The organism is Desulfonatronum thiodismutans, assembly GCF_000717475.1.
Lineage (GTDB): Bacteria > Desulfobacterota > Desulfovibrionia > Desulfovibrionales > Desulfonatronaceae > Desulfonatronum > Desulfonatronum thiodismutans.
Genome location: NZ_JPIK01000013.1, coordinates 348,486 through 370,109, shown reverse-complemented (window position 1 = coordinate 370,109; position 21,624 = coordinate 348,486). Strand labels below are relative to the sequence as shown.

Below are 21,624 nucleotides of genomic sequence, written 5' to 3'. Positions count from 1 at the left end.
AGATGACGGTTCTCGACGCGTCGCAACGACGTGTTCCATTCGCACGGCTGGGCGGGTGCGCGTCAGGTCAGCAAATGCAGTCCGTACTTTTTGGACAACAGAGCCTGAAATTCCGTCACGGTGGCGAAGCAGGCCTTGAGCCTCTTTCGCTCCGCCGCGGAAAGCCGGTCCGGCATGATGAGATTGTCCGGCTTGTCCTTATTTTCGATCATTTCGGCCTGATTTCCGGTGCGCAGAACGTGAAAAAAAGCATAGGCCTTCCGCAACCTCGCTCCAAATCCGACGGACAAGGCCCCCGCCTCCAGCAGGCCCGTGATTCGTTCCTCGGTGGAGGTGAGCAAAACGCCGTGCTCCGCGGCCAGGGTTCGGATTCCCTGGGTCAGGGGGAAAATTCCGCCTTTTTTTACGTCCAGCCCCCCCTTATGTGCCCCGCTCTTCTGAACGACGAAATTGTTGAACAAGCCCAGGGGCGGGCTGAAGCGCACGGCTTCGCGGGCCAGGTAGCGCAAGATCAGAGGACGTTCGGCGATCCGCCGGAACAAATGCCGCCGGAGCTTCCAGCCCGGTTCCGGGGCTCCGGCCACGGGGCGCGTGTCCAGCAGCACGGATATCTTGAGAATGCCCTGCTCATTGATCTCGTCGGTCATGCGGTCCACGGCCCGTTCCCAATCGACGGCGCTCAAACGCCACTGCGGGGCGTTGATCATCACCCCGTGAGGACAGGGAGGGACGCCCAGTTCCAGCAGGATCCGGACGAATCGATGGGCGAAGACCTCGAAAAAAATCGCCGCCTCGTCCCCCTCTTCATCGTCATAAACCAGGGCATTGTCCTGGTCCGTGGCCAAATATTGCTCCTTGCGCCCCTCGCTACCCAAGGCCAGCAGACAAAAGGCCGCCGGAGGCGGTCCGGTCCCGGCCAAAACCAGGTCATGCACCCGGATCAGAATCTTGTCGCGCAAATCGGCGATCAGCCGACCAAGGGCGAAGACTTCATCTCCACCGTCGGAGAAACGGCCAAGGCAGTGGACCGCGGAACGGGCCGCGAACTCCTGGACCGAGCCGAAGGCCCGTGCCAGGTCCGCAAGGTTCTCGGCCCGGGCGATTTCTCCGGACAAGCTGTCCGGATCATCGCTCCAGGCCGAGGGCCGTCGTCGTTTTTCGTCGCGGTCTGTGGGTTCGTGGGTCATTCAGCTCCGACGCCAAGATAGTTCCTGATCTTCTGTTCCTCGTACCTGCGCGACGCTTCCGGATCGGGCCTGAGCTTGGAGCCCAGATATCCGGCCGCGAAGGCCGCGGTCATGGAGATGATGGCCGGGTTGCGTAAGGGGAAGATTGCCATGGGATTATGAAGGATGTCCACCCAGACCGTGGGGCTGATGATGATCAGGCCTACGGCCAACGTGGTGCCCGTGCCGATGCTCAGGGCCGCGCCGAAGGTGGAAAAGTTCCGCCAGAGGATGGACAGCAGCAGGGCCGGGAAGTTGGCGCTGGCCGCGATGGCAAAGGCCAGGCCGACCATGAAGGCCACGTTCTGGCCCTTGAAGGCCAAGCCCAGGGCAATGGCCACCACGCCCAGGCCCAGAGTGGCGATCCGGGCCACCTTGACCTCCTCTTCCTCGGAGGATTTCCCTGAGCGGAAGACGCTGACGTACAAATCGTGGGACAGCGTACTGGCCCCGGACAGGGTCAGCCCGGCCACCACGGCCAGAATGGTGGCGAAAGCCACGGCGGCGATGAAGCCCAGAAAGACGGTTCCTCCGGTGGCCTCGGCCAGCAGCAGCGCGGCCATGTTACCGCCGGAATCCATGGCGGCGATGACGTCCTGGCCCACGATGACCATGGCTCCGAAGCCGATGGTGAAGGTCAGGATATAGAAATAGCCGATCAATCCCGTGGCGTAGAACACGGATTTCCGGGCCTCCTTGGCGTCGGGCACGGTGTAGAACCGCATCAGGATGTGCGGCAAACCCGCCGTGCCGAACATCAGGGCGATGCCCAGGGACAAGGCGTCCCAGGGATTGGTCACCAGCCCGCCCGGAGACAGGACCCCGTCGCCATAGGTCAAGGCCGCCTGCTTGAACATCTCGCCGTAGCTGAACCCGAAGTGAAGCAGGATCAGAAAAACCATCAGCGTGGCCCCGCCCAGCAGCAGGACCGCCTTGATGATCTGCACCCAGGTCGTGGCCAGCATGCCCCCGAACAGCACGTACATGATCATGACCATGCCCACGATGACCACGGCCAGCTCGTACGGCATCCCGAAAATCAGCATGATCAACGAACCGGACCCGACCATCTGGGCGATGAGGTAGAAGCACACGGTCATCAGGGACCCGATGGACGCGGCGATGCGGATCGGCTTTTGGGACAGCCGATAGGCCACCACGTCCACGAAGGTGTATTTCCCGAGGTTGCGCAGCGGCTCGGCGATCAGGAACATGATGATCGGCCAGCCCACCAGAAACCCGATGGAATAGATCAGGCCGTCGTATCCCCGCAGGGAGACCAGGCCGGCAATGCCCAGAAACGAGGCCGCACTCATGTAGTCGCCGGCCAGGGCCAAACCGTTCTGCCAGCCGGTCACGCTTCTGCCCGCGGCGTAGAACTGGGAGGCGGAGCGGCTTTTCTTGGCCGCGTAATAGGTAATGACCAGGGTGGCGCAGATGAAGAACAGGAAAAAGACGATAGACGTGATGTTAGGCTGGCCGATGGAGGTGGCGATCTGGTCCATGTTAGTCCCTCCTCATGCTTTTCAACACGTCCTTGACGGACTTGTCGTAGGAGGAGTTGGCCCAGAACACGTAGACTCCGGTCAGGGCCCAGGCCAGGACAATGAGCAGCATCCCCACGGGAATGCCGATGGTCAGATGTTCTCCGATCTTATACGCCAAAACGTCCTTGGCAAAGGCCAGGACGAGAATGAATCCATAGTACGCGACCAGCATGATCGCGGCCAGGGTGAGGGAAACCTTCCATTTGCGGACGACCAGTTTCTGAAACATTTCGGCGTCCAATGAGCCTTTGGGACGATCGGTGGGCATGGGCAATCTCCTTGAGAGGTGAAATTCGAACGGGATTGTTCGCGAATCAAAACCCGCGAACCATGCAACCCCTTGTTCAATTTTGCACATGCTCCTCGCCGAACGGCTCGATTGGGAAGGTCAGGGAACAGGCGAGAGGATGCCCCTCCTTGTTTGGTGTCGATGCAAAAGCCGAATTCGGACCATACTCCAGGACTCAATGCAAAAAATCCGTCATTTCAATTCATCGGACTTCTGGATCGTCTGATCCAAAGCCCGTTTCAGGCTCTGGAAATCAATGGGTTTCGGGACGTAGTCATCCATTCCGGCATTCAAAAAGCGTTCTCGATCTCCGGCCAAGGTGTGGGCCGTCACCGCGATGATCGGGATGTTCCTCTTTGCTTCGAAATCCGGTGAGGTGCGGATGGCCCGCGTCGCCTCCAGGCCGGTCATGACCGGCATCTGGATGTCCATCAGGATGCAGTCGACGTCCCGTTGGGAGAGCAGATTCAAGGCTTGCCGTCCGTCTCCAGCCAGGATGGACTCATGCCCGGCACGCTCCAACAGCTTGGCGATCATGAACTGATTCAAGGGATCATCCTCGGCCACTAGGACGCGCAAGGAGCGTGCCGTTTTCCCGGCCATTTCCGTCCGACGGACGCCTTGGAGGGAGACTCCCTCCGGCAACCTGAACGGAAGGGCGACATGCATCGTCGTTCCCTGCCCCGAAACATTTTCCACGCACATGTTGCCCCGCAACAGGGCCACCAGACGGCGCACCAGGGCCAGTCCGAGCCCCGCGCCCTGATACGCCCGGGTGTAGGAACCATCGGCCTGGACAAAAGGCTGAAACAGGTGCTCCACCATCTCATCGCGGATGCCGATGCCGGTATCGGAAATGGAAAACAAAAGACGCACGTCGCCGAATCGGCCGGGGGGCAAGGCGCTGATATCGACGCGGACACGGCCTTGATCGGTGAATTTCAAGGCATTGCCCACCAGATTGAAGAGTATTTGGCGCACCCTGGTCACGTCGCCGATCAGCCGAGAGGGGATTGAGGAATCAAGGTCGCAGTTGAGCGGAACGCCCTTTTCCCGGACCTTGAGCATGAACAGCTCTTCAACGGAACCGCAGATTTCCTCGATGCAAAATTCGACTTCATGAATGGCCAGCTTGCCCGCATCCAGGCTGGACAAATCCAGAATATCGGAAAGCAGCCGGGTCAGTCGGTGGGCCGAGGTTTCCCCCAGCCGAATAAACTCTTTCTGGTCCTCGTCCAGGGCAGTGGAACCCATAAGCTGCATCATGCCCATGATGCCGTTCAGTGGAGTGCGAATTTCATGACTCATGTTGGCCAGAAACTCTGACTTGGCGAGATTGGCTGCCTCGGCCGCCACCTTGGCCCTGACGAGCTCCTGCTCAGCTTCCTTGCGCTTCAGGTATTCGCGTTTTTTTTCCAGCATGGAGACAATCGCCGGTCCCAGACGCAGGACGCGTTCCTTGAGAATATAATCCCAGGCCCCGGCCTTCATGCACTCCACGGCTGTTTCCTCGCTCAATGCGCCGGTAATCAGGATGAACGGCGTTTCCGGAGCCTGCTCCTTGGCAATGGTCAGGGCGGCCAGGCCGTCGAATTTCGGCAGATTGTAGTCCGACAGAATAACGTCCGGCTTAAAGGATTCAAGGGCATCCAGGTATGTTTCACGATTGTCCGCCAGCAGAAAGTCCGCGGAGGGAAATGTCTTGCGCACCTCACGCCGGACCAGTTCGGCATCGGCCTCCATGTCCTCGACGAGCAAAAAACGAATCGATTGCATATCTCCATCCATGATCATTTGAGCGGTTGGTTCAGCATGAGCCAGTAAAACCCGAGATGATTCATGGCGTTAAAAAAATCATCAAAATTGACCGGCTTGACCACATAGCTGTTGGCGCCAAGGTCGTACGCGGCCTGAATGTCCGGATCCTGGCTGGAGGACGTGACCACGACCACGGGGATGGACTTGGTCTTCGGGTCCGCCTTGATCGCCGTAAGCACTTCCAGGCCCCCGACCTTGGGCAGTTTCAGGTCCAGCAACACGATTTTCGGTTGGGCGCTGGGCTCAAGCCGGGCGTACGCGCCGCGGCGAAACAGAAAGTCCAGGGCTTCGGCGCCGTCCTCCACATGGTGCAGCCTGTTGGCCAAGTTGCGTTTTTTGAGCGCCCGGATGGTCAGCTCGGCATCCTGGGGATTGTCCTCCACAAGAAGAATGTCCACGGCCTGGGGATGATTCACTCCGTCTCCCTCCCTTTTTGCAGGGCAAAGCGGAATACCGCTCCCTGATCAACCGCGCCCTCGGCCCAGACCCGACCCCCATGACGGGAAATGATCCTCTGAACCAGGGCCAGGCCCACTCCGGTGCCGGGGAACTCCCGCTCCGTGTGCAGGCGCTGAAAAACGGCAAAAATTTTATCCACGTATTGCATCTCGAAGCCCGCCCCGTTGTCGCGCACGCAGTAGACGACCTCGTCCTCATGATCGGTCGCGTCTACCGTAATCCTGGCCTGTTCCTGATTCGACGTAAACTTGACCGCGTTGGAAAGCAGATTGGTCCAGACTTGGCGCAGCATCTTGGGATCACCCATGGCCGGAGGCAAGGCATCGCGGTGAAAAGCAATGCGCTCGCGCTCCATGGGCGTGGTCAGTTCCTGGTACACTTCATCGACCAGAGCCGCCATGTCCACCGCGGTGATCTGAAGCGCGGCCCGGCCCAGGCGGGAAAAAGCCAACAGATCGTCAATCAGCTGGCCCATCTTGCGGCTGTTGGCGCTGATGATCGCGCAAACCCTGTTGCCCTCGGCGTCAAGCAGCGGGGCATGATCTTCAAGAAGGATTCGGGTAAAGCCGTCGACGGCTCGCAACGGGGCGCGCAGATCGTGGGAGACCGAATAGCTGAAGGCTTCCAGTTCCTTGTTCGATGCTTCCAATTGGGCGGTACGTTCAACCACCCGCTGTTCCAGTTCGATGTTCAACCTGCGGATTTCTTCCTCGGCCAGCGTCCGCTCGGTGATGTCCAAAACAATGGCCAGGATGACTCGCTTCCCATCCATCTTGATGGCGATCAAACGAACTTCAACGGGATATTGCGTGCCGTCCTTACGAATATGCGCGCTTTCAAACGTCATGGAGGCATCATAATCCATTTCATGCCAGGCACTGACGATCTCATCCGTCAGAGCACCGCTGGGAGCGATATCGCTCACGGCCATGTTCAACAATTCCTGCCTGGAGTAACCGGTGAGGCGGCTGGCGTTGTCATTGACGAAAACAAAACGCCCGTCCGTATCGTGGGCCATGATCCCGCTGGGAATTTTTTCCAAGATAATTTCCAGACGTTCGGTGATTTCCCTGATCTTTTCCTCGGCCTGTTTGCGCTGAGTGATGTCGCGAACAAAGGCAAGTGATGCCTGACGGCCTTCGTATTCGATATTGGCGGCGGTAATCTCCACATGAATGCTCGTTCCATCGATGCGCAGCATCCGTTGTTCACGTATGGGAACGACTCCCCCCCCGGAGCCCAGGTCCACGAGACGCTGGCGGACCACTTCCCGGTCCTCGGGATGAACCAGATCCAGCGAGTCGAGTCCGACAATCTCCTTTTCCGTTGCCGCCCCCAGTAGTTCAAGTCCCGCCGGGTTCATGAACAGAATTTTTCCGTCCGCCTGGACATACACACCCTCCGGAGCCATCTCCACCAGTGCCCGGTACCGCTGCTCGCTTTCCCTTAAGGCGCTCTGGACGGACTCCTTTTGGGCAATTTCCTGGGCCAAAAGTTCCAGGGAGTCCCTGTCCTTCTGGACCAGCTTCCGGATATTCACGGCCATGGCGTTGAAAGCCCGGGCCAGAATGCCGATTTCATCGTTGCCGGAGCGTTGGATGCGGTGGTCCAGCCGGCCCTGCCCCATGGCCTGCGCGCCCTGGACCAGGGAATTGATGTCCCGGGTTATGTTCCGCGCCACCAGGAGGGTTGCGCTGACGCTGATCAGGATCAACATGATGCCTATTGCACTGACGGCGCTTGAGCCGCGCTGCTGGATGCGCAGGGCATTGTTCTGAGCCTGATGGGCAATGATGAATGCCTTGGAAATCAGGTGCTGCGAGTCCGTTCGCATCCGGGCCGCGATCCGCTCCCCGATCAGCTCCAGGCGCTGGGATTCCAGTTCCGAAGCGCTTGGAGCATCCAAAGGGCTCTGTTGCGCGGAGGCTTGGTCCAGGGCCTCAAACGACTTGATCAGCGATTGGAACGTCAGGGTCAGACCGCGGATTTCCGAGTGGGAAGCCGGGTCGGTCAGGATGGTCGCGATCCGTTCGGAACGGGACCGCCACTGAATTGCCATGCGCGGCTCCCTGTGGCTGATGTAGGATTCGGTGAGCAGGGTCAGTTCCGTAATGGACTGAGCAACCTCCTGGGCCGCTTGGGCCTGGCGCAACTCGGTCTTCAATTGGCCTGCAAAGATCAGGGCGAAAACCACCAAGGCCGTGATAACCAAGGTCAGCAGCCCCGCGGTGGAAAAAAGCTTGGCGCGAATAGTCATAAGATGACGGGCATACGATGAAGGTCATTGGATGATGGTCAGGCGTTCAGGATTGACCCTGTTCAGGGGGCCGATATCGAGATATTCATGGAAATTCGGAACCGTTGTCGCGTCGGCCCAGCCGTTGCGAATGATCCAGCGGGCTTGGTCCTCCATGGTCGTCAACAAGCCTTCGCTCAAGGATACCCAAAAGGTCACGTCGTTCCAGACCCGGGCGATCACCTCTGGTTCCATTCGGGCATATTCGGCATGGATGGCAATGGCCGACTCAGGCTGAGCGAGCAGGTAGGTTTCCGCCATGAACAACGCGCGCAGGAAACTCTCCAGGACTTCCGGCTGCCGTCCGGCGAATTCCTTCATGCTCACGGCCAGCCAGGCATTGTGGTAAAACAGGTTCAGAGGCAGGCTCCGCCCCTGCTCGCCAAGCCGCAGCTCCGCCTCGCCCACATGGGGTTGCCAGGCAAAAACAGCATCCACATCACCCTGCACAATGGCCTCCACCTGAGACAGCACGTCCATATCCCGCAATTCGATCTCTGAGCGATCAATGCCGTGGGTCGTCAAGAACAGATCCAGCAGGAAGTCGATGCTCGTCCCCATGGGCACGGCCACGGACTTGCCACGGATGTCCTCAGGGCCTTCAATACCCCGGTCCGTACGGACCAGAACCTGGGATATATTGTTGGCCAGAACCATGTCCGAGATAATCACGAAGTCTTCTCGCTCCTCGTCGGTGTATTTCCGTTTGTCAAAGGCCGAATAGACCAGGGGCAGCTCCGCCACCATGGCGATCTGGGCGTCCCCGCGCAAAAGGTCCTGGAAGTCTTCCACTCCGGCATTGTTGATGATCAGCTCGACATCAAGGCCTTGCTCCTGAAAAAAGCCGAGCTTGTGGGCCACGAAGACCGGAGCGCTGCCGACATACTTGGAGGCGGCCACGGTCAAAGGCGTAAGTTCGGTCTTTGAAAGACGATCCGGCGCACGATCACAGGCGACCAGGCACAGGGCGACCATCATGATCAAAAACCCCGGGATGAACCGGGATGCGGATGCCGGCATTATTTTTCTCCTCGTGGGAATGACGTCATGTGACATCATCACAAAAGCCCCGCCTAAATGAAAGGTTTTCATTTCTGGTTTCAACTCATGCCAAAATCAACAACCTCTCGCAAGAAAAAAGACGAAAAGCATCGTGCATAAACAGCAACGCCCCCTTCACGCTTGGATCGCGGGAAGGGGGCGTTGCTGTTTCAGAATTGATGTAGAACGCTGGCTAATGATCCACGGCCGCTCCGGCGCCGCGCGACGAACGGATTGATTCCACGAGGTCTTGTATCTTTTGGGGCAAGCGGAGAAACAGCGATGGGAAGGAAGCGGGGAAATAAAGGGGGCACGAAAAAGGGATGCAGATTTGACCAACCTGACCTCAATGAGTACTGTTGGTCAACTTGCTCAAGCCTGAAGAGGAGTCCGTCATGATTGTCAATGTTTCCGAAGCAAAGGCGAACCTTTCCAAACTGATAGACATGGCCTACCACGGTGAAGAGGTCATCATTGCCAAAAACAATCTGCCTCTGGTTGAGTTGCAACTGCACAAGCCAAAGGAAAAACGCAAACTCGGCCTGTTGGCGGGCAAAATCCATATTCCCGACGATTTCCTTGAGGAAGACGAGGAAATCAATGCCATGTTCCACGGAGAACGGCTGTGAAAATTCTGGTGGACACCCATATTTTCCTGTGGATGTTATCCTCTCCAGAGAAACTCAAACAAAATCGAAAATTTGCCCTTGAATCACGTGCGAATGAAATTTTCTTGAGCGCCATGAGCATCGCGGAGATGATGATCAAGCATTCGATAGGAAAAATAAATATTAATTTCGACGCAATAGAAATGGCGAGCGCGATGCGTGTTGAAATTCTGAACTTTGCCGGGCGGGAAGCCATGCTTCTGGGTCAATTACCGTTCCATCATCGTGATCCTTTTGACCGCATGATCATCGCTCAATCCCTGGTCCACGGCATCCCCGTCATGACGGATGATCCAAAGTTTCATCTCTATGATTGCAGGGTGATCTAGCGCGGGCCATGCCCCCAACCCAAAAAAGGTCAGCGAAGCGCCCGCACGAGATCTCGCTCAACGCTCAAGCAGGGCGCAAAGGTCGCTGGGGAAAAAACACAAGGATTGCGTGTCACTGAGATCTCAAAAAAACGCCCCCTTCCCGCTTGAATCGCGGGAAGGGGGCGCTGCTGTTTCAAGTTTGACGAATTACGTTGATCAGTGATCCACGGCCGCTCCGGCGCCGCGCGGCGAGCGGATGGACTCCACGAGGTCTTGGATCTCCTGGGGTGGGGCCTTGGTCATGGAGGAGACGATCTGGGCCACGGCGAAATTCAAGAGCATGCCGATGGTCCCGATGCCTTCCGCGGTGATCCCGAAGAACCAGGGGTCCACACCGAAGAACCGGGTCTGGATGATGTAGAACATGGTGAACCCGATGCCCGCGGTCATCCCGGCAATGGCTCCTTCCTTGTTCATCCGCTTGGAGAAGATGCCCATGATGATCACCGGGAAGAAGGACGAGGCGGCCAGACCGAAGGCAAAGGCCACGATCTGGGCCACGAATCCTGGTGGATTGATGCCGAAGTACCCGGCGATGACCACGGCCACGCCGATCATGATCCGGCTGACCAGCATGCGCTGCTTTTCCGTGGCCTGGCGGTTGATCATCCGGTAGTAGAGGTCGTGGGACACCGAGGACGAGATGACGATGAGCAGGCCCGAGGCCGTGGACAAGGCCGCGGCCAGACCTCCGGCCGCCACCAGTGCGATGACCCAGTTGGGCAGGTTGGCGATTTCCGGGTTGGCCAGCACGATGATGTCCCGGTCAATGTACAGCTCGTTGGGGTTGTCCGTGGGGTCGTTGGCCACCAGCCGCTGCCCGTGGATTCCGATCTCCCCGGTGAATCGCGGAATTCCGGCAAAGGGAGCCCCGCCCCGGAATTGCATTATGCCGTCGTCGTTCTTGTCCACCCAGGCCACCAGTCCGGTCTGTTCCCAGTTGGTGAACCAGGTCGGGGCATCGGCATACGGCTGCTCGTTGAGGCTGTCGATGATGTTGTACCGAGCAAAGGCGGCCACGGCCGGAGCAGTGGTGTACAGGATGGCGATGAACAGCAGGGCGTAGCCCGCGCTGATCCGGGCGGCCTTCACGCTGGGCACGGTGTAGAAGCGGATGATCACGTGGGGCAGTCCGGCGGTGCCGACCATCAGGGCCATGGTAATGCAGATCACCGAGAGCATGTTCATGTTCCCCGGACCAAAGGCCGAGGTGTATTCACGAAACCCCAGGTCCGTGGCGATATGGTCCAGGGCCGAAAGCAAGTACTGTCCGGCATACTGTCCCTCGGCAATGGTCGAGCCAAAGCCCAGTTGCGGGATGGGATTGCCCGTGACCTTTATGGAAAGGGCCACGGCGGTGATCACGAAGGCCGTGATCAAGACGCAGTACTGGGCCACCTGGGTCCAGGTGATGCCCTTCATTCCGCCCAGGGCCGCGTAGAAAAACACGATGGCCATCCCGATGAACACCCCGGTGTTCACGTCCACTTCCAGAAACCGGCTGAACACGATGCCCACGCCGCGCATCTGGCCGACAACGTAGGTGATGGAGACGAAGATGGCGCAGATCAGGGCCACCAGCCGGGCCGTGCTCGAGTAGTAGCGGTCGCCCACGAAGTCCGGCACCGTGAACTTGCCGAATTTGCGCAGATACGGGGCCAAAAGCAACGCCAAAAGCACGTAGCCCCCGGTCCAACCCATCAGGTACACGGCTCCGGTATAGCCCAGAAAGGAGATCATCCCGGCCATGGAGATGAACGAGGCCGCGCTCATCCAGTCCGCGGCCGTGGCCAGGCCGTTGGCCAGGGGCGGCACCCCGCCGCCGGCAACGTAAAACCCCTTGGTGTCCTGCACGCGGCAGCGCCAGGCAATGGTTAAATACAACCCGAATGTTATGAAGACCATGATATAGGTCCAGGCTAAGATCGACATGGGATGCTCCTCGTGTTCGTCCATGGCGCACCGGCTAATGCCGGATCATGGACATGAATGCCAATGAATACCGCTACTCTTGTACGTCGTATTCCTTGTCCATCTTGTTCATCAGATAGCAGTAGACAAAAATCAGCACGACGAAGACGTAAATCGATCCCTGCTGGGCGAACCAAAACCCCAGCGGAAACCCACCCAGGCTGATATTGTTCAGCGGGTTCACCAGAAGTATCCCGAACACATAGCCTACGACGGCCCAAATCCCCAGAAGAATGGCGATCAATCGCAAGTTCTTCCCCCAATACTCATCCATTCGTGTCTTCATGCTCCCCTCCCAAGGATTCAGGTTTTCTATACAAAAACTGCTTGAAATGGACCCCATTGCCCATTCCTTTGCAGGGCACCGCACTGTTTCAATAGTCGACTACCTGAGAGTTGAAAAAGGACCTTACTGGCAGTTCGCTCAAAAACCCCAAGTGCAAGGAGCAAGAAAAGTTCAAGATCGAAGCGTATTTATTGATACGTGAGAGTTTGAACTTTTTGCAGCGACGCAGCAATTGGGCGTTTTTCAGCGGACTGCTACACCCAGCGCCAACTCCGCCCAGCCAAGAACAGATCACGCAGGGTCTTGATCTTCCCACCGTGCAGTTTGTGCACGAAGAACAAAAACAAATACGCGGTCTGCATGGCGTCCTGCAGGGCGTTGTGCTCGTCGAACAGGGGCAGGCCGTATTCCTTGCTCAGGTCCGTCAGGGTATAGGAAACGTTGAGGTTGTAGCGGTCGTAGTAGTTCTCCCACTGCGACTCCTTGTACAGCATGGCCAGCCGCATGGTATCCAGGCAGGGGTTGTGCAGGGCCCCGCCCAAATGCTTCTTCAAGGCTCGGTTCACGAAACCGATATCCAGTCCGATATTATGGCCAACCAGCAAGGCTTGCCCGCAAAATTCCGCAAACTCCGGAAGCACGGTCTCCAGTTTGGGAGCCTCTTCGGTCTGGCAAGGGGTGATCCGGTGGATCAAGGTGCTGCTTTTGGGAACGTATTGATCCGGTTGAATACAGGTGTAAAAGCAGTTCTGCAGATCGATGCGCATTTCCCGGATACGCACCGCGCCGATGGACACGACCTCGTCCCGTCGCTCGTTCAAGCCGGTCAATTCCGTGTCGAAAACCACGAACTCGTACTCCGTCAGGGGCTTGTCCTGGCTGAAAGCGGAGAAGTACTCGCGGTTGGCCTTGAGCAGGGCATGTTCATCCCGGCGGTTCCAGGGCAACGAAGGCCACCAGGAGAAGAGGCTTTGCAGTGGGTGAATCATGGTCAGCATATGCATTACGGCAGGTTAGACGTTGAGCATGAAGGCCGACTTCAAGTAGTTCTGCAGACTGGTGATCACCGAGAACGCACCTTTCAGGGTTTGTTTTTCCAGGTCGGTCAGTTCCGCCGGATCGACGAAGTTGTTCGGGGTCTTGCCCCCCTCCAGCAACTTCAGTTGATGCACCAGCCGGAGTTGCATCAGAAATTCATAAGCCTCTCGGGCTTTGCGGTAGAGCTCCTCGGGGATATGCCCGCCGTCGGCCACGGCCTTGAGCCTGCGCAGGGTGTTCGTCTCTTGGTTGCCGTGGCGCAGGGCCATCAGCCTGGCGAAGTCCCAGAAGGGAACAAGGCCTCTGGCCTTGAGATCCAGCCGGTTTTTGTGCTCGCCGTCGCGTTCCACGATGAAGTTGCGAAAAAATGAGAGCGGAGGACGGGAGGTGAAGCAGTCCTGGGCCAGATGCCGAAAAAACAGTTCCTTGCCTTGCAAGGTCTTGGTCAGGTGATCCCGCAATTTTTCGGCCAGGGCCTTGTCGCCGTAACCGGGCCGGAAATCGAAAAAGATCGTGGAGTGCAGAACTTCCTGAGGCTCGGGCACGCTGACCCAGCGATCGAAATTGGCCCGCCACGCGGAATACGGCAAACGCCACTTGGGATTGGAGGCCATGATATCCCCCAGGCACCGGGGGAATCCGCATTTGACCAGATGTTCGATGGCCTCTTCAGCGAACTTGGTAAAGTACGCATCAGCCCGCTCTGCTTCCTGCACGTCCCGGGGATCGGCGTATACCAGGGCGTTGTCCTGGTCCGTGCGAAAGGTCTGCTCCTTGCGGCCCTCGCTACCCATGAGCATCCAACAAAAGGGGACGGGCGGCGGACCGAGCTGCTCCTGGAGCAGGGTCAGCAGGCGATCCAGGATCAAGTCGTTGAGCACCGTGATCACCCGGGTGATGTTGTCGGCCTTGCCGCCTTCCTCGATCAACGGACGAACCACCTGGGGAACATGCCTGGAAACCTCGTGTATGCCCTCGAAGGTCCGTTGAGCCATGATTTCCCGGAACAGATACAACGGAGACTGGCCTTGGAGCACCATGATGTCGTGACTCGTGACCACGCCGACGATCTTGCCCCCGTCCTCCACGGCCAAATGGTGAATCTGGTGGGTCATCATGGCCAGCAGGGCGTCGAAGCAGACAGCGTCCGCGGGGATAGTCCGCACCGGGGAACTCATGATCTCCCGAAGCGGCGTGCGGTATTCCAGCCCCTTGGCCACCACCTTGGACCGCAAATCCTTGTCCGTGATGATCCCGCGGACGATGCCCTTGGCATCCTCCACCAGCAGGGAGCCGATCCGGTGCCGGGCCATGTATTCGGCGGCTTTTTGCACGGAATAGGTACCCGGGGCGGCCTCCACGTCGCGCTTGATCATGTCCGAGACCGGAACGCTGAACAGAATCAGCGAGCCCTCGCCCTTGGGCGTCAGCCGTTGCCGACGCAGCTCGGTAAAGGACTTGTGGATGTAATTTTCGGAAAAGGATTTCAGATAGTATTGCGCCAGACGGGGATCGTTTGTGACCAAGTTCAAAAAGGTCTGCTTGTTCAACAAGAAGCAGAAGGTATCCTCCAGCGCCTCCACGGTCATGCTGGCCTTGGCGCCGCGGATAATGCCCAAGGCCCCGAACACGCCGCCCTCGCCGCGAAAATCCTTCAGGCTCACCTCTCCGGATTCATCCTGCAAATAGAGCTTCACACCGCCTTTTTGAATCAGGAACAAATGGGCGATATCCGAGACCCCTTGCGTCAGGATCACCGTCCCCTTGGGGAAAAAATCCAACGCCGCGTCTTCGGCCAGTTCCTCCAGGGCACCAGGACTCAGTTCGTTGAACGGCAGGGTCCGTTGCAGAAATTCCAGGACAACGCCGGGATTGAGCGAGTGGCTTTGTGGCGCCTTGACGGTGAACATTTCCATAATCTCCTGGGATTCTCGACCGGCACGCCGTGGTGAGTGCTCCTCGACGCTGTTCTACAGTTGCTGCTCTTCCGTTCAGGTTCTTTCCGGTCAGTTTTTGTTTACTTGGTGTTTTTTACCAAGGCATTCGATTTTAGGTCAAAGGCGGAAAAAAACCGTCAACAAGCACAGGGCCGAAAGACAGGCCTTCCGCTCCGCTCTCCCAAACCGCTGAACCGGAGTATTCCGCCTTTCACGAATCATCCGGAACCCCAACCGCGACACAAGAGCCGGTGTTGCCCGTGCCCGCGAAACATGGCAGATTCCAAACGTCGTTCGTCAGATGATACGAGCCGTTCACGTCCCGTATCCATCACGAAAGCCCTTCCCGGGTTCACCATTACGCCTATCGCTGGACACCCTCATGCCCATAGCCGATCTGAACACCTTGGACATCCTGATCCTGATCATCCTGGGATTCACCATGATTCGCGGCCTGTTCCGGGGATTTATCGGTGAAATTTCTTCCGTCGCCGGCCTGATTGCCGGATTCTTCCTGGCCAACAAATACCACGCCATGCTCCTGCCCCTGGTGGAGAGTATTCTCCCGGATCGCGGCACTGCTCAGTTGATCAGCTACGCCCTGGTCTTCTGCACCGGTTTGGTTGGCGTCCTGATGGTCGCGGCTGTCCTGCGGCATCTCTTGAAGGTCGTCCTGCTGGGCTGGGTGGATCGCTTTGCCGGGGGCGTGATTGGACTATTGAAAGGCGGACTGATCTGCGTTCTTCTGGTCCTGGTTCTGACCACGTTTCTTTCGCCAAAAGCCGATATCCTGGCCTCCTCCCGGATGGCCCCCCAGGTCAATCGCTTCGCGGCCATTCTGGCGGATCTGCTGCCCAGGGAGATGCGTCGGGAATTTGAGGAGAAGAGCCAGCCCTTGCGCCAGACTTGGCGCGAAAACGTTCAGGAACGGTTACCAGTCCGTTGAAAAACTCCCAATTGCAGCGTCGCCGCAAAAAGCTCAAACTCTCACGTATGAAAAAATACGCTTCGACCTTGAGCTTTTTTTGCTCCTTGCACTTGGGGTTTTTGAACGGCCTGATAGATAAAGAATTTTTCAGCACCCAATTATCCGGTAGACAGAGAGAACAGCGATAATGAACAACGATCATATGGCACTCCAACGCCTGCGGGACGTGCTGGAACGACTGCTCGGCCCTGAGGGCTGCCCCTGGGACCGGGAGCAGACCCCGCCGACCCTGGCCGACTATCTGGTGGAGGAAGTGCATGAACTGGTGGACGCCATCCGCTCGAACAAGCCGGACGACGTTCGCGAGGAACTGGGCGACGTCTGGTTCCTGCTGCTTTTCGTGACCCGGCTGATGGAACAAGACGGCCACTTCACCCTGGAAGACGTCCTGGATCAGGCCTCGGCCAAGATGGTCCGACGTCATCCCCACGTCTTCGCCGACGCTTCCTTCGCGAACCTGGACGCCCTCTGGGCCAACTGGGAAAAGGAAAAAAAGAAGGAAAAGGCCGACCGCGGCCCCTTCGAAGGCATCCCATCGACACTGCCGCCCCTGTTGCGGGCCTACCGCATCAATTCCAAGGCCGCCCGGCTGGGCTTCACCTGGACGGATGCGGATGGCGTGCGGGAACAGCTGAATCAGGAATGGCAAGAATGGCACGCCGCCCAGGTTGAAGACGGCGATTCAACCGAAAAAGCCCTGGACGAATACGGCGACTACCTGTTCACCCTGGTGGAATACGGACGACGGCAGGGGCTCAAGGCCAACGAAGCCTTGGACCGGGCCAACCGCAAATTTCTGGACCGCTTCGCCAAACTCTCCCGGCTGGCTGAAGCCCGGGGAATCGACCTGGAAGGACTGGACCTGGATTCCTGGAACGCCCTGTGGAACGAGGTGAAACAGCGCCATGAACCAAGCCAAGATTGACCAAGTCCTCGGCCTCTGCGCCGAACTGTCCGTGGAAGAACTGGAGCAGCTCTCCAAGGACCTCAAAAAACTCCTCTTCCGGTGCCGGGTCCAGGACAAGATCGACCTGCGCCGTGAAGATGTGGCCCAGCGCCTCAGCGAGGCCATGGATCACCGAATGGATAAAACCGGGGTGGAATGAACAACGGCGTCCACACCCAACGAAACAGCTCAAGCCGGGAGATAATCCGCGTCACCCTTGCTCCGCTTCCTGAACAATCCGGGCGACGACCTCCTCGGGAGTCAACCCCGCCGTGTCGATGATCACGGCGTTGTCCGCGGGCTTGAGCGGAGCGATGGCCCGGTTGCGGTCCTGATCGTCGCGTTGGCGCAGATTGGCGATCAGAGCGTCCAGATCCTCGTCAACGCCCATTTCCTTGAGTTGCAGCCAACGCCGCCTGGCTCGCTCCTCGGGCGCGGCTTCCAGAAAAAATTTGTACCGGGCCTGGGGAAAAACCACGCTGCCCATGTCCCGGCCTTCGGCCACCAGGGAGGTTCCGGCTCCAAGACGCTGCTGGGCATGCTTGAGGATTTCCCGAACCACGCCCACCCTGGCCAGATTCGAGGCCCACATCCCGACCTCTTCTTGCCGGATTTCCTCGCCGAGCGGCTCCCCATTCAAAAGCAACGCGGCCTGGCCGCCCCGCCCTCGCAGGGCGAATTCCAGCCCGGTCAAGCGGTCCCGCAGGACGTCCTCATCCCAAGTCCAGCTTTGCGCTCCCAAGCCCAGAGCAAAAGCCCGAAACATGGCCCCGCTGTCCAGGTAGGCGATGCCCAGCCGATCAGCGACCATTCTGGCCACGGTTGTCTTTCCCGATCCGGCCGGTCCGTCCAGGGTGACGACCAAAGGCAGTTCAGCGAGACCTTCCGAAGTCCGCTTAAGGTTATGTTCAGCCATGAAGCACGGCCTCCAGTTCCCGGACGAAAATCCGGTTCTCCTCTTCCGTTCCAACGGTCACCCGCAGATACTCCTCCATTCCGTAACTCTTCAGCGGCCGGATGATCACCCCTTGCTCCAGGAGTTTCTGGAAGACGTCCAAGGTGGACATGGCGGCGTGGCCTAGCCTAAAAAGCAGAAAATTAGCCTGCGAAGGAAAGACGCGGCAGCCGAGGCTGGTCAGTTCCGTCGTCAGCCAAGCCCTTCCGACCTGAACGCAATCCAAAGAGGCCTGGACGAAATGAACGTCGCGCAAAGCGGCCAGACCGGCGATTTCCGCGAGAATGTTCACGCTGAAGGGCGGCTTGACCCGAATCAACGCATCCGCCAGCCAGGGCGGCATGACCCCGTATCCCAGGCGTAACCCCGCCAGCCCGTACAGCTTGGAAAAGGTCCGCAGCACGACCACGTTGGGAAAATCGCGCAGCCGAGACAGCAGGGAGTAATGGTCCATGGGCGAGGCAAAATCCATGTAGGCTTCGTCCACCACCAGCAATGTCCGCGACGGGAGTCGGCGGGCGAGAATTTCCAGTTCCTGGACCGGAGGGGCGTATCCCGTGGGATTGTCCGGGGTGGTCACGAAAACCAGGGCGGTTTCCTCGGTCACCGCGCGCAGCAAGTTGTCCCAGGGGAAGTGATAATCCTCGCCCAGGGGAACGGTTCGGATCTCCACGCCGCTGAGCTTGGCCAGCAGGCGGTACATGCTGAAGCTGGGCTCGAAGATCAGAATGTGATCACGACCCGGTCGGGCCGCGACCCGGATCAACAGGTCAATGATCTCGTCCGAACCATTGCCGGCCACGATCCATTCCTCCGGCACGTCCAGATGCGCCGCCAAAGCCGCACGCAACTCCGGACTGCCCGACCGGGGATACCGGAACACTCCGGCGGCGTGATCTTGCAAGGCCTTTTGAACCAACGACGAAACGCCCAGCGGATTTTCGTTGCTGGCCAGTTTGATTACACGGCTGAGGCCGTATTTCTCATGTATCTCATCAATGGAAAGCCCCGGTGTGTAGGGGCTGAAGTCCTGAACTTCAGGACGAAGAAAGGGTTGCTGTTGCACGATGATTCCTCACGATCGATGATGACAAAAGCCTCGGGATCAGGGAGAGCGCATCTCCCCAGCCCCAAGGCTACAGGCGAACCGGAACTTGTCAGGCGCGCTTTCCAATATACGAGGTCCAGCCGCTTTTCAGCGGCCTAACGGTTTCCAACAGCCTTACAGGATACTGGGCCGGATAAATATAAGTAGCTCTTCTTTTCTTTCTTCTGTGATTCTGCTCTTGAAAAGAGCCCCCAGGCCAGGAATGCTGGCCAACCCAGGTACGCGATTCTCTCGCTGACCTTCCGCGGCCTTGAACACGCCGCCCAAAACGATTGTTTCCCCGTTGTTGACGATTAACTTCGCCTCAGCGGACTTGGTGTCGATGTTCTCCCCCATCGGCACGTCGTCCTTGACGACAAGATCCAAAATGAGCTGATCGTCTGGGGTGATTTGCGGCGTGACGGACAATTCGAGAACCGCGTCTTCAAAATCAGGCTGGGGATTGCCAGCGTCGTCGAGCACGTTCACCCGCACACGGGTGCCTTGCTTGATCACCGCCCGTGAGTTGTTCAATGTCACGATACGCGGGCTGGAGACGGTCCTGGACTCGCCCTGCAGCTCTCCAAGCTGCAACTGGACGTCCAGGGTGAACATATCCGGCCCCATGAGTTTGGAAATAAAGCCTCCGATCCCAAATGAAGGGGACATGGGAATCGGCGTATTGACCAGGTACCCAGTCTGCCCGACGCCGCCCTGGTTGATCGGGATTCCTCCGCCGGCCGCGCCATAAACGCCTCGGTAGTACTCCGTCGTGACGCCTTCAATGCCGCCTCCCCAGCGCAGCCCCATGGCGCGTTGAAACTCATCCGACGCATAAACGACCCTGGCCTCGATCATTACTTGTCGTTCGGGCTGGTCCAGTCTGTCGATGATTCCCTGAATCTGCCGGATGCGCAACGGAGAGTCCGTCAGGATAAGCGTGTTGGTCCGTGGGTCGAAGCTGAGCCTGCCCCTGTCGCTCAGAAAGGGTCGCGTCCTGGCGTCCATCTCCGCCGCGGTCGCGTAATTGATCTGAATGTAGGCCGTCTGCAACGGTTCCAGACGTTCGATGGTCTCCTGGGCCTGCATGGCCGACTCCCGAGCGCGGCGACGTTGTTCCCGTTCGCTCTCCAACTGCTGGGCCGTGCTGATGCGCAGGATGTTCCCTCTGACCACCATTCCCAGATTGCGCTGGACAAGCACGAGATCCAAAACTTGATCCCAAGGGACGTTGTCCAGCTTCATGGAAATCCGTCCCCCGACTCCGGCGTCCAGGATCAGATTATACCCGGCCACCTCGCCGATGAGCCGTAGCACGTGCTCCACTTCGGCGTTCTGCAAGTCAATGGAGATCGGGGCCCCGACGTACTCTTCGCGCATGCCCGGAAACAGCGCCTCTTCCTCGGGGAAACGCGTTTCCAACGCATCCTGAAGCGGACGCTCTCGCGATTCCGGACGAGCCGTCGGCACGGCGGAAGGCTTGGCATCTTCCGCATGGGCCTCGACGTCCACAAAATGCAAGACCAGTCCTTCCGGCACCTTCTCGGGCTCGATGTCTACCGGGCCGGTGGCGGTCAATATCAACTCCCCGCCGTCGACCGTATTCCGCAGTAATCCTGTTTTCACCGGATGCCCGAAGGCGTGTAGCTGGTGCAGTCGGGCAACGGCAGCCGGCATGACGACATCGGGAAACAGTATCCGAATTTGGCCCGGACGAGCTGAAACGGATCGCCACGTCAGTTCGCCGGTCGCTTCCAGGCGGATGCCCACGACGTCGCCGACTTGGAAAAACGTCGCTTGGCGTATGCCGGGCCGTGAATCAACCGGCCGTGATTCACCAACGAAACCCTCGATCGGTTGCGTCACTCTCGCATCGGACGACACTCTTTCCTCGGGTACGGGCTCCGGAGCGATTGCCTCGGCACCGATGGAAGCGCTCCCCAAAACCGTCACCAGCACGAACATGATCGCGCCGTAAAAGATGAGCAACAGTCGGTTCTTCCGCCGTCCTCTCGTTCGAATCCTTATCGCTTTCCGGGCGCTACCCATGATCATCTCCCTCGCTTGGATGCAGCTTGAGGATCACTTCCCTGACCTGCTCGCGACCAGCGATGTCCAGGCCATGTTCCTCGATGATCACCTCATTGGCGGTGATCCGGCGGACTTTGCCGCCGTACCGTCCCACGCCCACTCCGGGCCGGAGCACGAATCCCTTGCCGTCGGGCATCTCGACCATGGCCAGAGCCTGGTCGGGACGATCCACGGCCCAGACGATGCCGATCACCCGCAACTGGGTCGCTTCGACGCGCTCCAACGGGGTCAACGCCCTGGCCGAAACCTGGGCTCGAAACGACTCTTCCGGCGGGGCAGGGCGGACGAACGGGCGAAACGGGTCCGGCTTGCCTTCCGGGCGGAAGGCGTAGCCGTCCGGGGTGCGCAACCAGTCCGGAAGCTCCAGGGAGGTGCCCATGAACAGCTCCTCCACCCCGTTGCCCTCCTCTTCGACCGCCCAGCCGTTGTGTGGCAAAACGAGCAGAAAAAAAAGCATCAGCACCAGAAAGAAGGCCGGAAACAGTCCAGCAGGAAACCACAGAAGGCCCAACCGGTTGCGTGGAAATCTTCTCCGTGCACCGGCTGACCGACTTGTCTGGGATACATCCTGCTGCGTGGGCGTCATGGAATCTCTCGGCGAAAAGCGCCG

20 protein-coding genes are annotated in these 21,624 nt (G+C 58.6%); 5 read left to right on the top strand and 15 right to left on the bottom strand.

From position 1 onward, the window contains the following. Positions 1-62 precede the first annotated feature (62 nt). The 7 genes from GY33_RS0111750 to GY33_RS0111720 form a co-directional block, all read right to left on the bottom strand. Positions 63-1,187, bottom strand: a complete 1,125-nt coding sequence (locus GY33_RS0111750; protein WP_051822555.1) for a putative nucleotidyltransferase substrate binding domain-containing protein — start codon at positions 1,185-1,187, stop codon at positions 63-65. Next, positions 1,184-2,731 (bottom strand): sodium:solute symporter family transporter, encoded by a 1,548-nt coding sequence (locus tag GY33_RS0111745; RefSeq protein ID WP_031387522.1) that lies wholly within the window; start codon positions 2,729-2,731, stop codon positions 1,184-1,186. Before GY33_RS0111745 ends, GY33_RS0111750 begins: the two co-directional genes overlap by 4 nt. A gap of 1 nt (position 2,732) precedes the next feature. Continuing rightward, on the bottom strand, positions 2,733-3,041 hold the full coding sequence (locus tag GY33_RS0111740; RefSeq protein ID WP_031387521.1) for a DUF485 domain-containing protein: 309 nt from the start codon (positions 3,039-3,041) through the stop codon (positions 2,733-2,735). 213 nt (positions 3,042-3,254) lie between these two features. Beyond that, positions 3,255-4,838, bottom strand: a complete 1,584-nt coding sequence (locus GY33_RS0111735) for a hybrid sensor histidine kinase/response regulator (protein ID WP_051822554.1) — start codon at positions 4,836-4,838, stop codon at positions 3,255-3,257. A 14-nt stretch (positions 4,839-4,852) separates the two neighbouring features. Continuing rightward, positions 4,853-5,296: a response regulator gene (locus tag GY33_RS0111730; protein WP_031387519.1), complete on the bottom strand. Its 444-nt coding sequence runs from the start codon at positions 5,294-5,296 to the stop codon at positions 4,853-4,855. Further along, positions 5,293-7,596 (bottom strand): PAS domain S-box protein, encoded by a 2,304-nt coding sequence (locus tag GY33_RS19885; protein ID WP_051822553.1) that lies wholly within the window; start codon positions 7,594-7,596, stop codon positions 5,293-5,295. The genes GY33_RS0111730 and GY33_RS19885 overlap by 4 nt, the downstream gene beginning before the upstream one ends. Positions 7,597-7,620: 24 nt before the next feature. Further along, positions 7,621-8,655 carry an ABC transporter substrate-binding protein gene (locus GY33_RS0111720; RefSeq protein WP_031387517.1) on the bottom strand — a complete coding sequence of 345 codons (1,035 nt, stop codon included), beginning with the start codon at positions 8,653-8,655 and terminating at the stop codon, positions 7,621-7,623. A 416-nt stretch (positions 8,656-9,071) separates the two neighbouring features. Between GY33_RS0111720 and GY33_RS0111715 the strand changes: the two genes are divergently transcribed. Together GY33_RS0111715 and GY33_RS0111710 are read left to right on the top strand one after the other, a co-directional pair. Beyond that, entirely contained in the window at positions 9,072-9,305 is a 234-nt protein-coding gene (locus GY33_RS0111715) for a type II toxin-antitoxin system Phd/YefM family antitoxin (protein ID WP_031387516.1), read from the top strand. After that, a complete protein-coding gene (locus GY33_RS0111710; RefSeq protein ID WP_035271899.1) occupies positions 9,302-9,673 on the top strand; it encodes a type II toxin-antitoxin system VapC family toxin in 372 nt (123 codons plus the stop codon). The genes GY33_RS0111715 and GY33_RS0111710 overlap by 4 nt, the downstream gene beginning before the upstream one ends. A 198-nt stretch (positions 9,674-9,871) precedes the next feature. Here GY33_RS0111710 and GY33_RS0111705 read toward each other — a convergent pair whose 3' ends face one another. From GY33_RS0111705 to GY33_RS0111690, 4 genes are all read right to left on the bottom strand, one after another. Then, a complete protein-coding gene (locus GY33_RS0111705) occupies positions 9,872-11,647 on the bottom strand; it encodes a sodium:solute symporter family protein (protein WP_031387514.1) in 1,776 nt (591 codons plus the stop codon). A 73-nt stretch (positions 11,648-11,720) separates the two neighbouring features. After that, a complete protein-coding gene (locus GY33_RS0111700) occupies positions 11,721-11,972 on the bottom strand; it encodes a DUF4212 domain-containing protein (protein ID WP_031387513.1) in 252 nt (83 codons plus the stop codon). Positions 11,973-12,226: 254 nt separating this feature from the next. Then, entirely contained in the window at positions 12,227-12,970 is a 744-nt protein-coding gene (locus tag GY33_RS0111695; protein WP_051822575.1) for a 3'-5' exonuclease, read from the bottom strand. A 15-nt stretch (positions 12,971-12,985) separates the two neighbouring features. After that, a complete protein-coding gene (locus GY33_RS0111690) occupies positions 12,986-14,920 on the bottom strand; it encodes a DUF294 nucleotidyltransferase-like domain-containing protein (RefSeq protein ID WP_031387511.1) in 1,935 nt (644 codons plus the stop codon). Between the two features lie 409 nt (positions 14,921-15,329). Between GY33_RS0111690 and GY33_RS0111685 the strand changes: the two genes are divergently transcribed. The 3 genes from GY33_RS0111685 (at position 15,330) to GY33_RS0111675 (ending at position 17,041) form a co-directional block, all read left to right on the top strand. Further along, entirely contained in the window at positions 15,330-15,893 is a 564-nt protein-coding gene (locus GY33_RS0111685) for a CvpA family protein (protein ID WP_051822551.1), read from the top strand. Between the two features lie 169 nt (positions 15,894-16,062). Beyond that, positions 16,063-16,860 carry a nucleoside triphosphate pyrophosphohydrolase gene (gene mazG, locus GY33_RS0111680; protein WP_031387509.1) on the top strand — a complete coding sequence of 266 codons (798 nt, stop codon included), beginning with the start codon at positions 16,063-16,065 and terminating at the stop codon, positions 16,858-16,860. Then, on the top strand, positions 16,841-17,041 hold the full coding sequence (locus GY33_RS0111675; RefSeq protein WP_031387508.1) for a hypothetical protein: 201 nt from the start codon (positions 16,841-16,843) through the stop codon (positions 17,039-17,041). The genes mazG and GY33_RS0111675 overlap by 20 nt, the downstream gene beginning before the upstream one ends. 51 nt (positions 17,042-17,092) lie before the next feature. Here GY33_RS0111675 and cmk read toward each other — a convergent pair whose 3' ends face one another. The 4 genes from cmk to GY33_RS0111655 form a co-directional block, all read right to left on the bottom strand. Continuing rightward, entirely contained in the window at positions 17,093-17,797 is a 705-nt protein-coding gene (cmk, locus tag GY33_RS0111670) for a (d)CMP kinase (RefSeq protein WP_051822550.1), read from the bottom strand. Then, positions 17,790-18,902: a histidinol-phosphate transaminase gene (gene hisC, locus GY33_RS0111665; protein WP_035271898.1), complete on the bottom strand. Its 1,113-nt coding sequence runs from the start codon at positions 18,900-18,902 to the stop codon at positions 17,790-17,792. Before hisC ends, cmk begins: the two co-directional genes overlap by 8 nt. A gap of 156 nt (positions 18,903-19,058) precedes the next feature. Then, positions 19,059-20,912, bottom strand: a complete 1,854-nt coding sequence (locus tag GY33_RS0111660) for a type IV pilus secretin PilQ (protein WP_031387505.1) — start codon at positions 20,910-20,912, stop codon at positions 19,059-19,061. A gap of 52 nt (positions 20,913-20,964) precedes the next feature. After that, a complete protein-coding gene (locus GY33_RS0111655) occupies positions 20,965-21,600 on the bottom strand; it encodes a pilus assembly protein PilP (RefSeq protein ID WP_084185122.1) in 636 nt (211 codons plus the stop codon). Positions 21,601-21,624 lie beyond the last annotated feature (24 nt).

Coding starts and splice junctions, on each gene's coding strand:
- GY33_RS0111695 (WP_051822575.1), bottom strand. CDS start 12,970: ATGCTGACCATGATTCACCCACTGCAAAGCCTCTTCTCCTGGTGGCCT.
- GY33_RS0111705 (WP_031387514.1), bottom strand. CDS start 11,647: ATGTCGATCTTAGCCTGGACCTATATCATGGTCTTCATAACATTCGGG.
- GY33_RS0111690 (WP_031387511.1), bottom strand. CDS start 14,920: ATGTTCACCGTCAAGGCGCCACAAAGCCACTCGCTCAATCCCGGCGTT.
- GY33_RS0111750 (WP_051822555.1), bottom strand. CDS start 1,187: ATGACCCACGAACCCACAGACCGCGACGAAAAACGACGACGGCCCTCG.
- GY33_RS19885 (WP_051822553.1), bottom strand. CDS start 7,596: ATGACTATTCGCGCCAAGCTTTTTTCCACCGCGGGGCTGCTGACCTTG.
- GY33_RS0111700 (WP_031387513.1), bottom strand. CDS start 11,972: ATGAAGACACGAATGGATGAGTATTGGGGGAAGAACTTGCGATTGATC.
- cmk (WP_051822550.1), bottom strand. CDS start 17,797: ATGGCTGAACATAACCTTAAGCGGACTTCGGAAGGTCTCGCTGAACTG.
- GY33_RS0111720 (WP_031387517.1), bottom strand. CDS start 8,655: ATGCCGGCATCCGCATCCCGGTTCATCCCGGGGTTTTTGATCATGATG.
- GY33_RS0111685 (WP_051822551.1), top strand. CDS start 15,330: ATGCCCATAGCCGATCTGAACACCTTGGACATCCTGATCCTGATCATC.
- GY33_RS0111740 (WP_031387521.1), bottom strand. CDS start 3,041: ATGCCCACCGATCGTCCCAAAGGCTCATTGGACGCCGAAATGTTTCAG.
- GY33_RS0111655 (WP_084185122.1), bottom strand. CDS start 21,600: ATGACGCCCACGCAGCAGGATGTATCCCAGACAAGTCGGTCAGCCGGT.
- GY33_RS0111715 (WP_031387516.1), top strand. CDS start 9,072: ATGATTGTCAATGTTTCCGAAGCAAAGGCGAACCTTTCCAAACTGATA.
- GY33_RS0111735 (WP_051822554.1), bottom strand. CDS start 4,838: ATGCAATCGATTCGTTTTTTGCTCGTCGAGGACATGGAGGCCGATGCC.
- GY33_RS0111675 (WP_031387508.1), top strand. CDS start 16,841: ATGAACCAAGCCAAGATTGACCAAGTCCTCGGCCTCTGCGCCGAACTG.
- GY33_RS0111745 (WP_031387522.1), bottom strand. CDS start 2,731: ATGGACCAGATCGCCACCTCCATCGGCCAGCCTAACATCACGTCTATC.
- mazG (WP_031387509.1), top strand. CDS start 16,063: ATGAACAACGATCATATGGCACTCCAACGCCTGCGGGACGTGCTGGAA.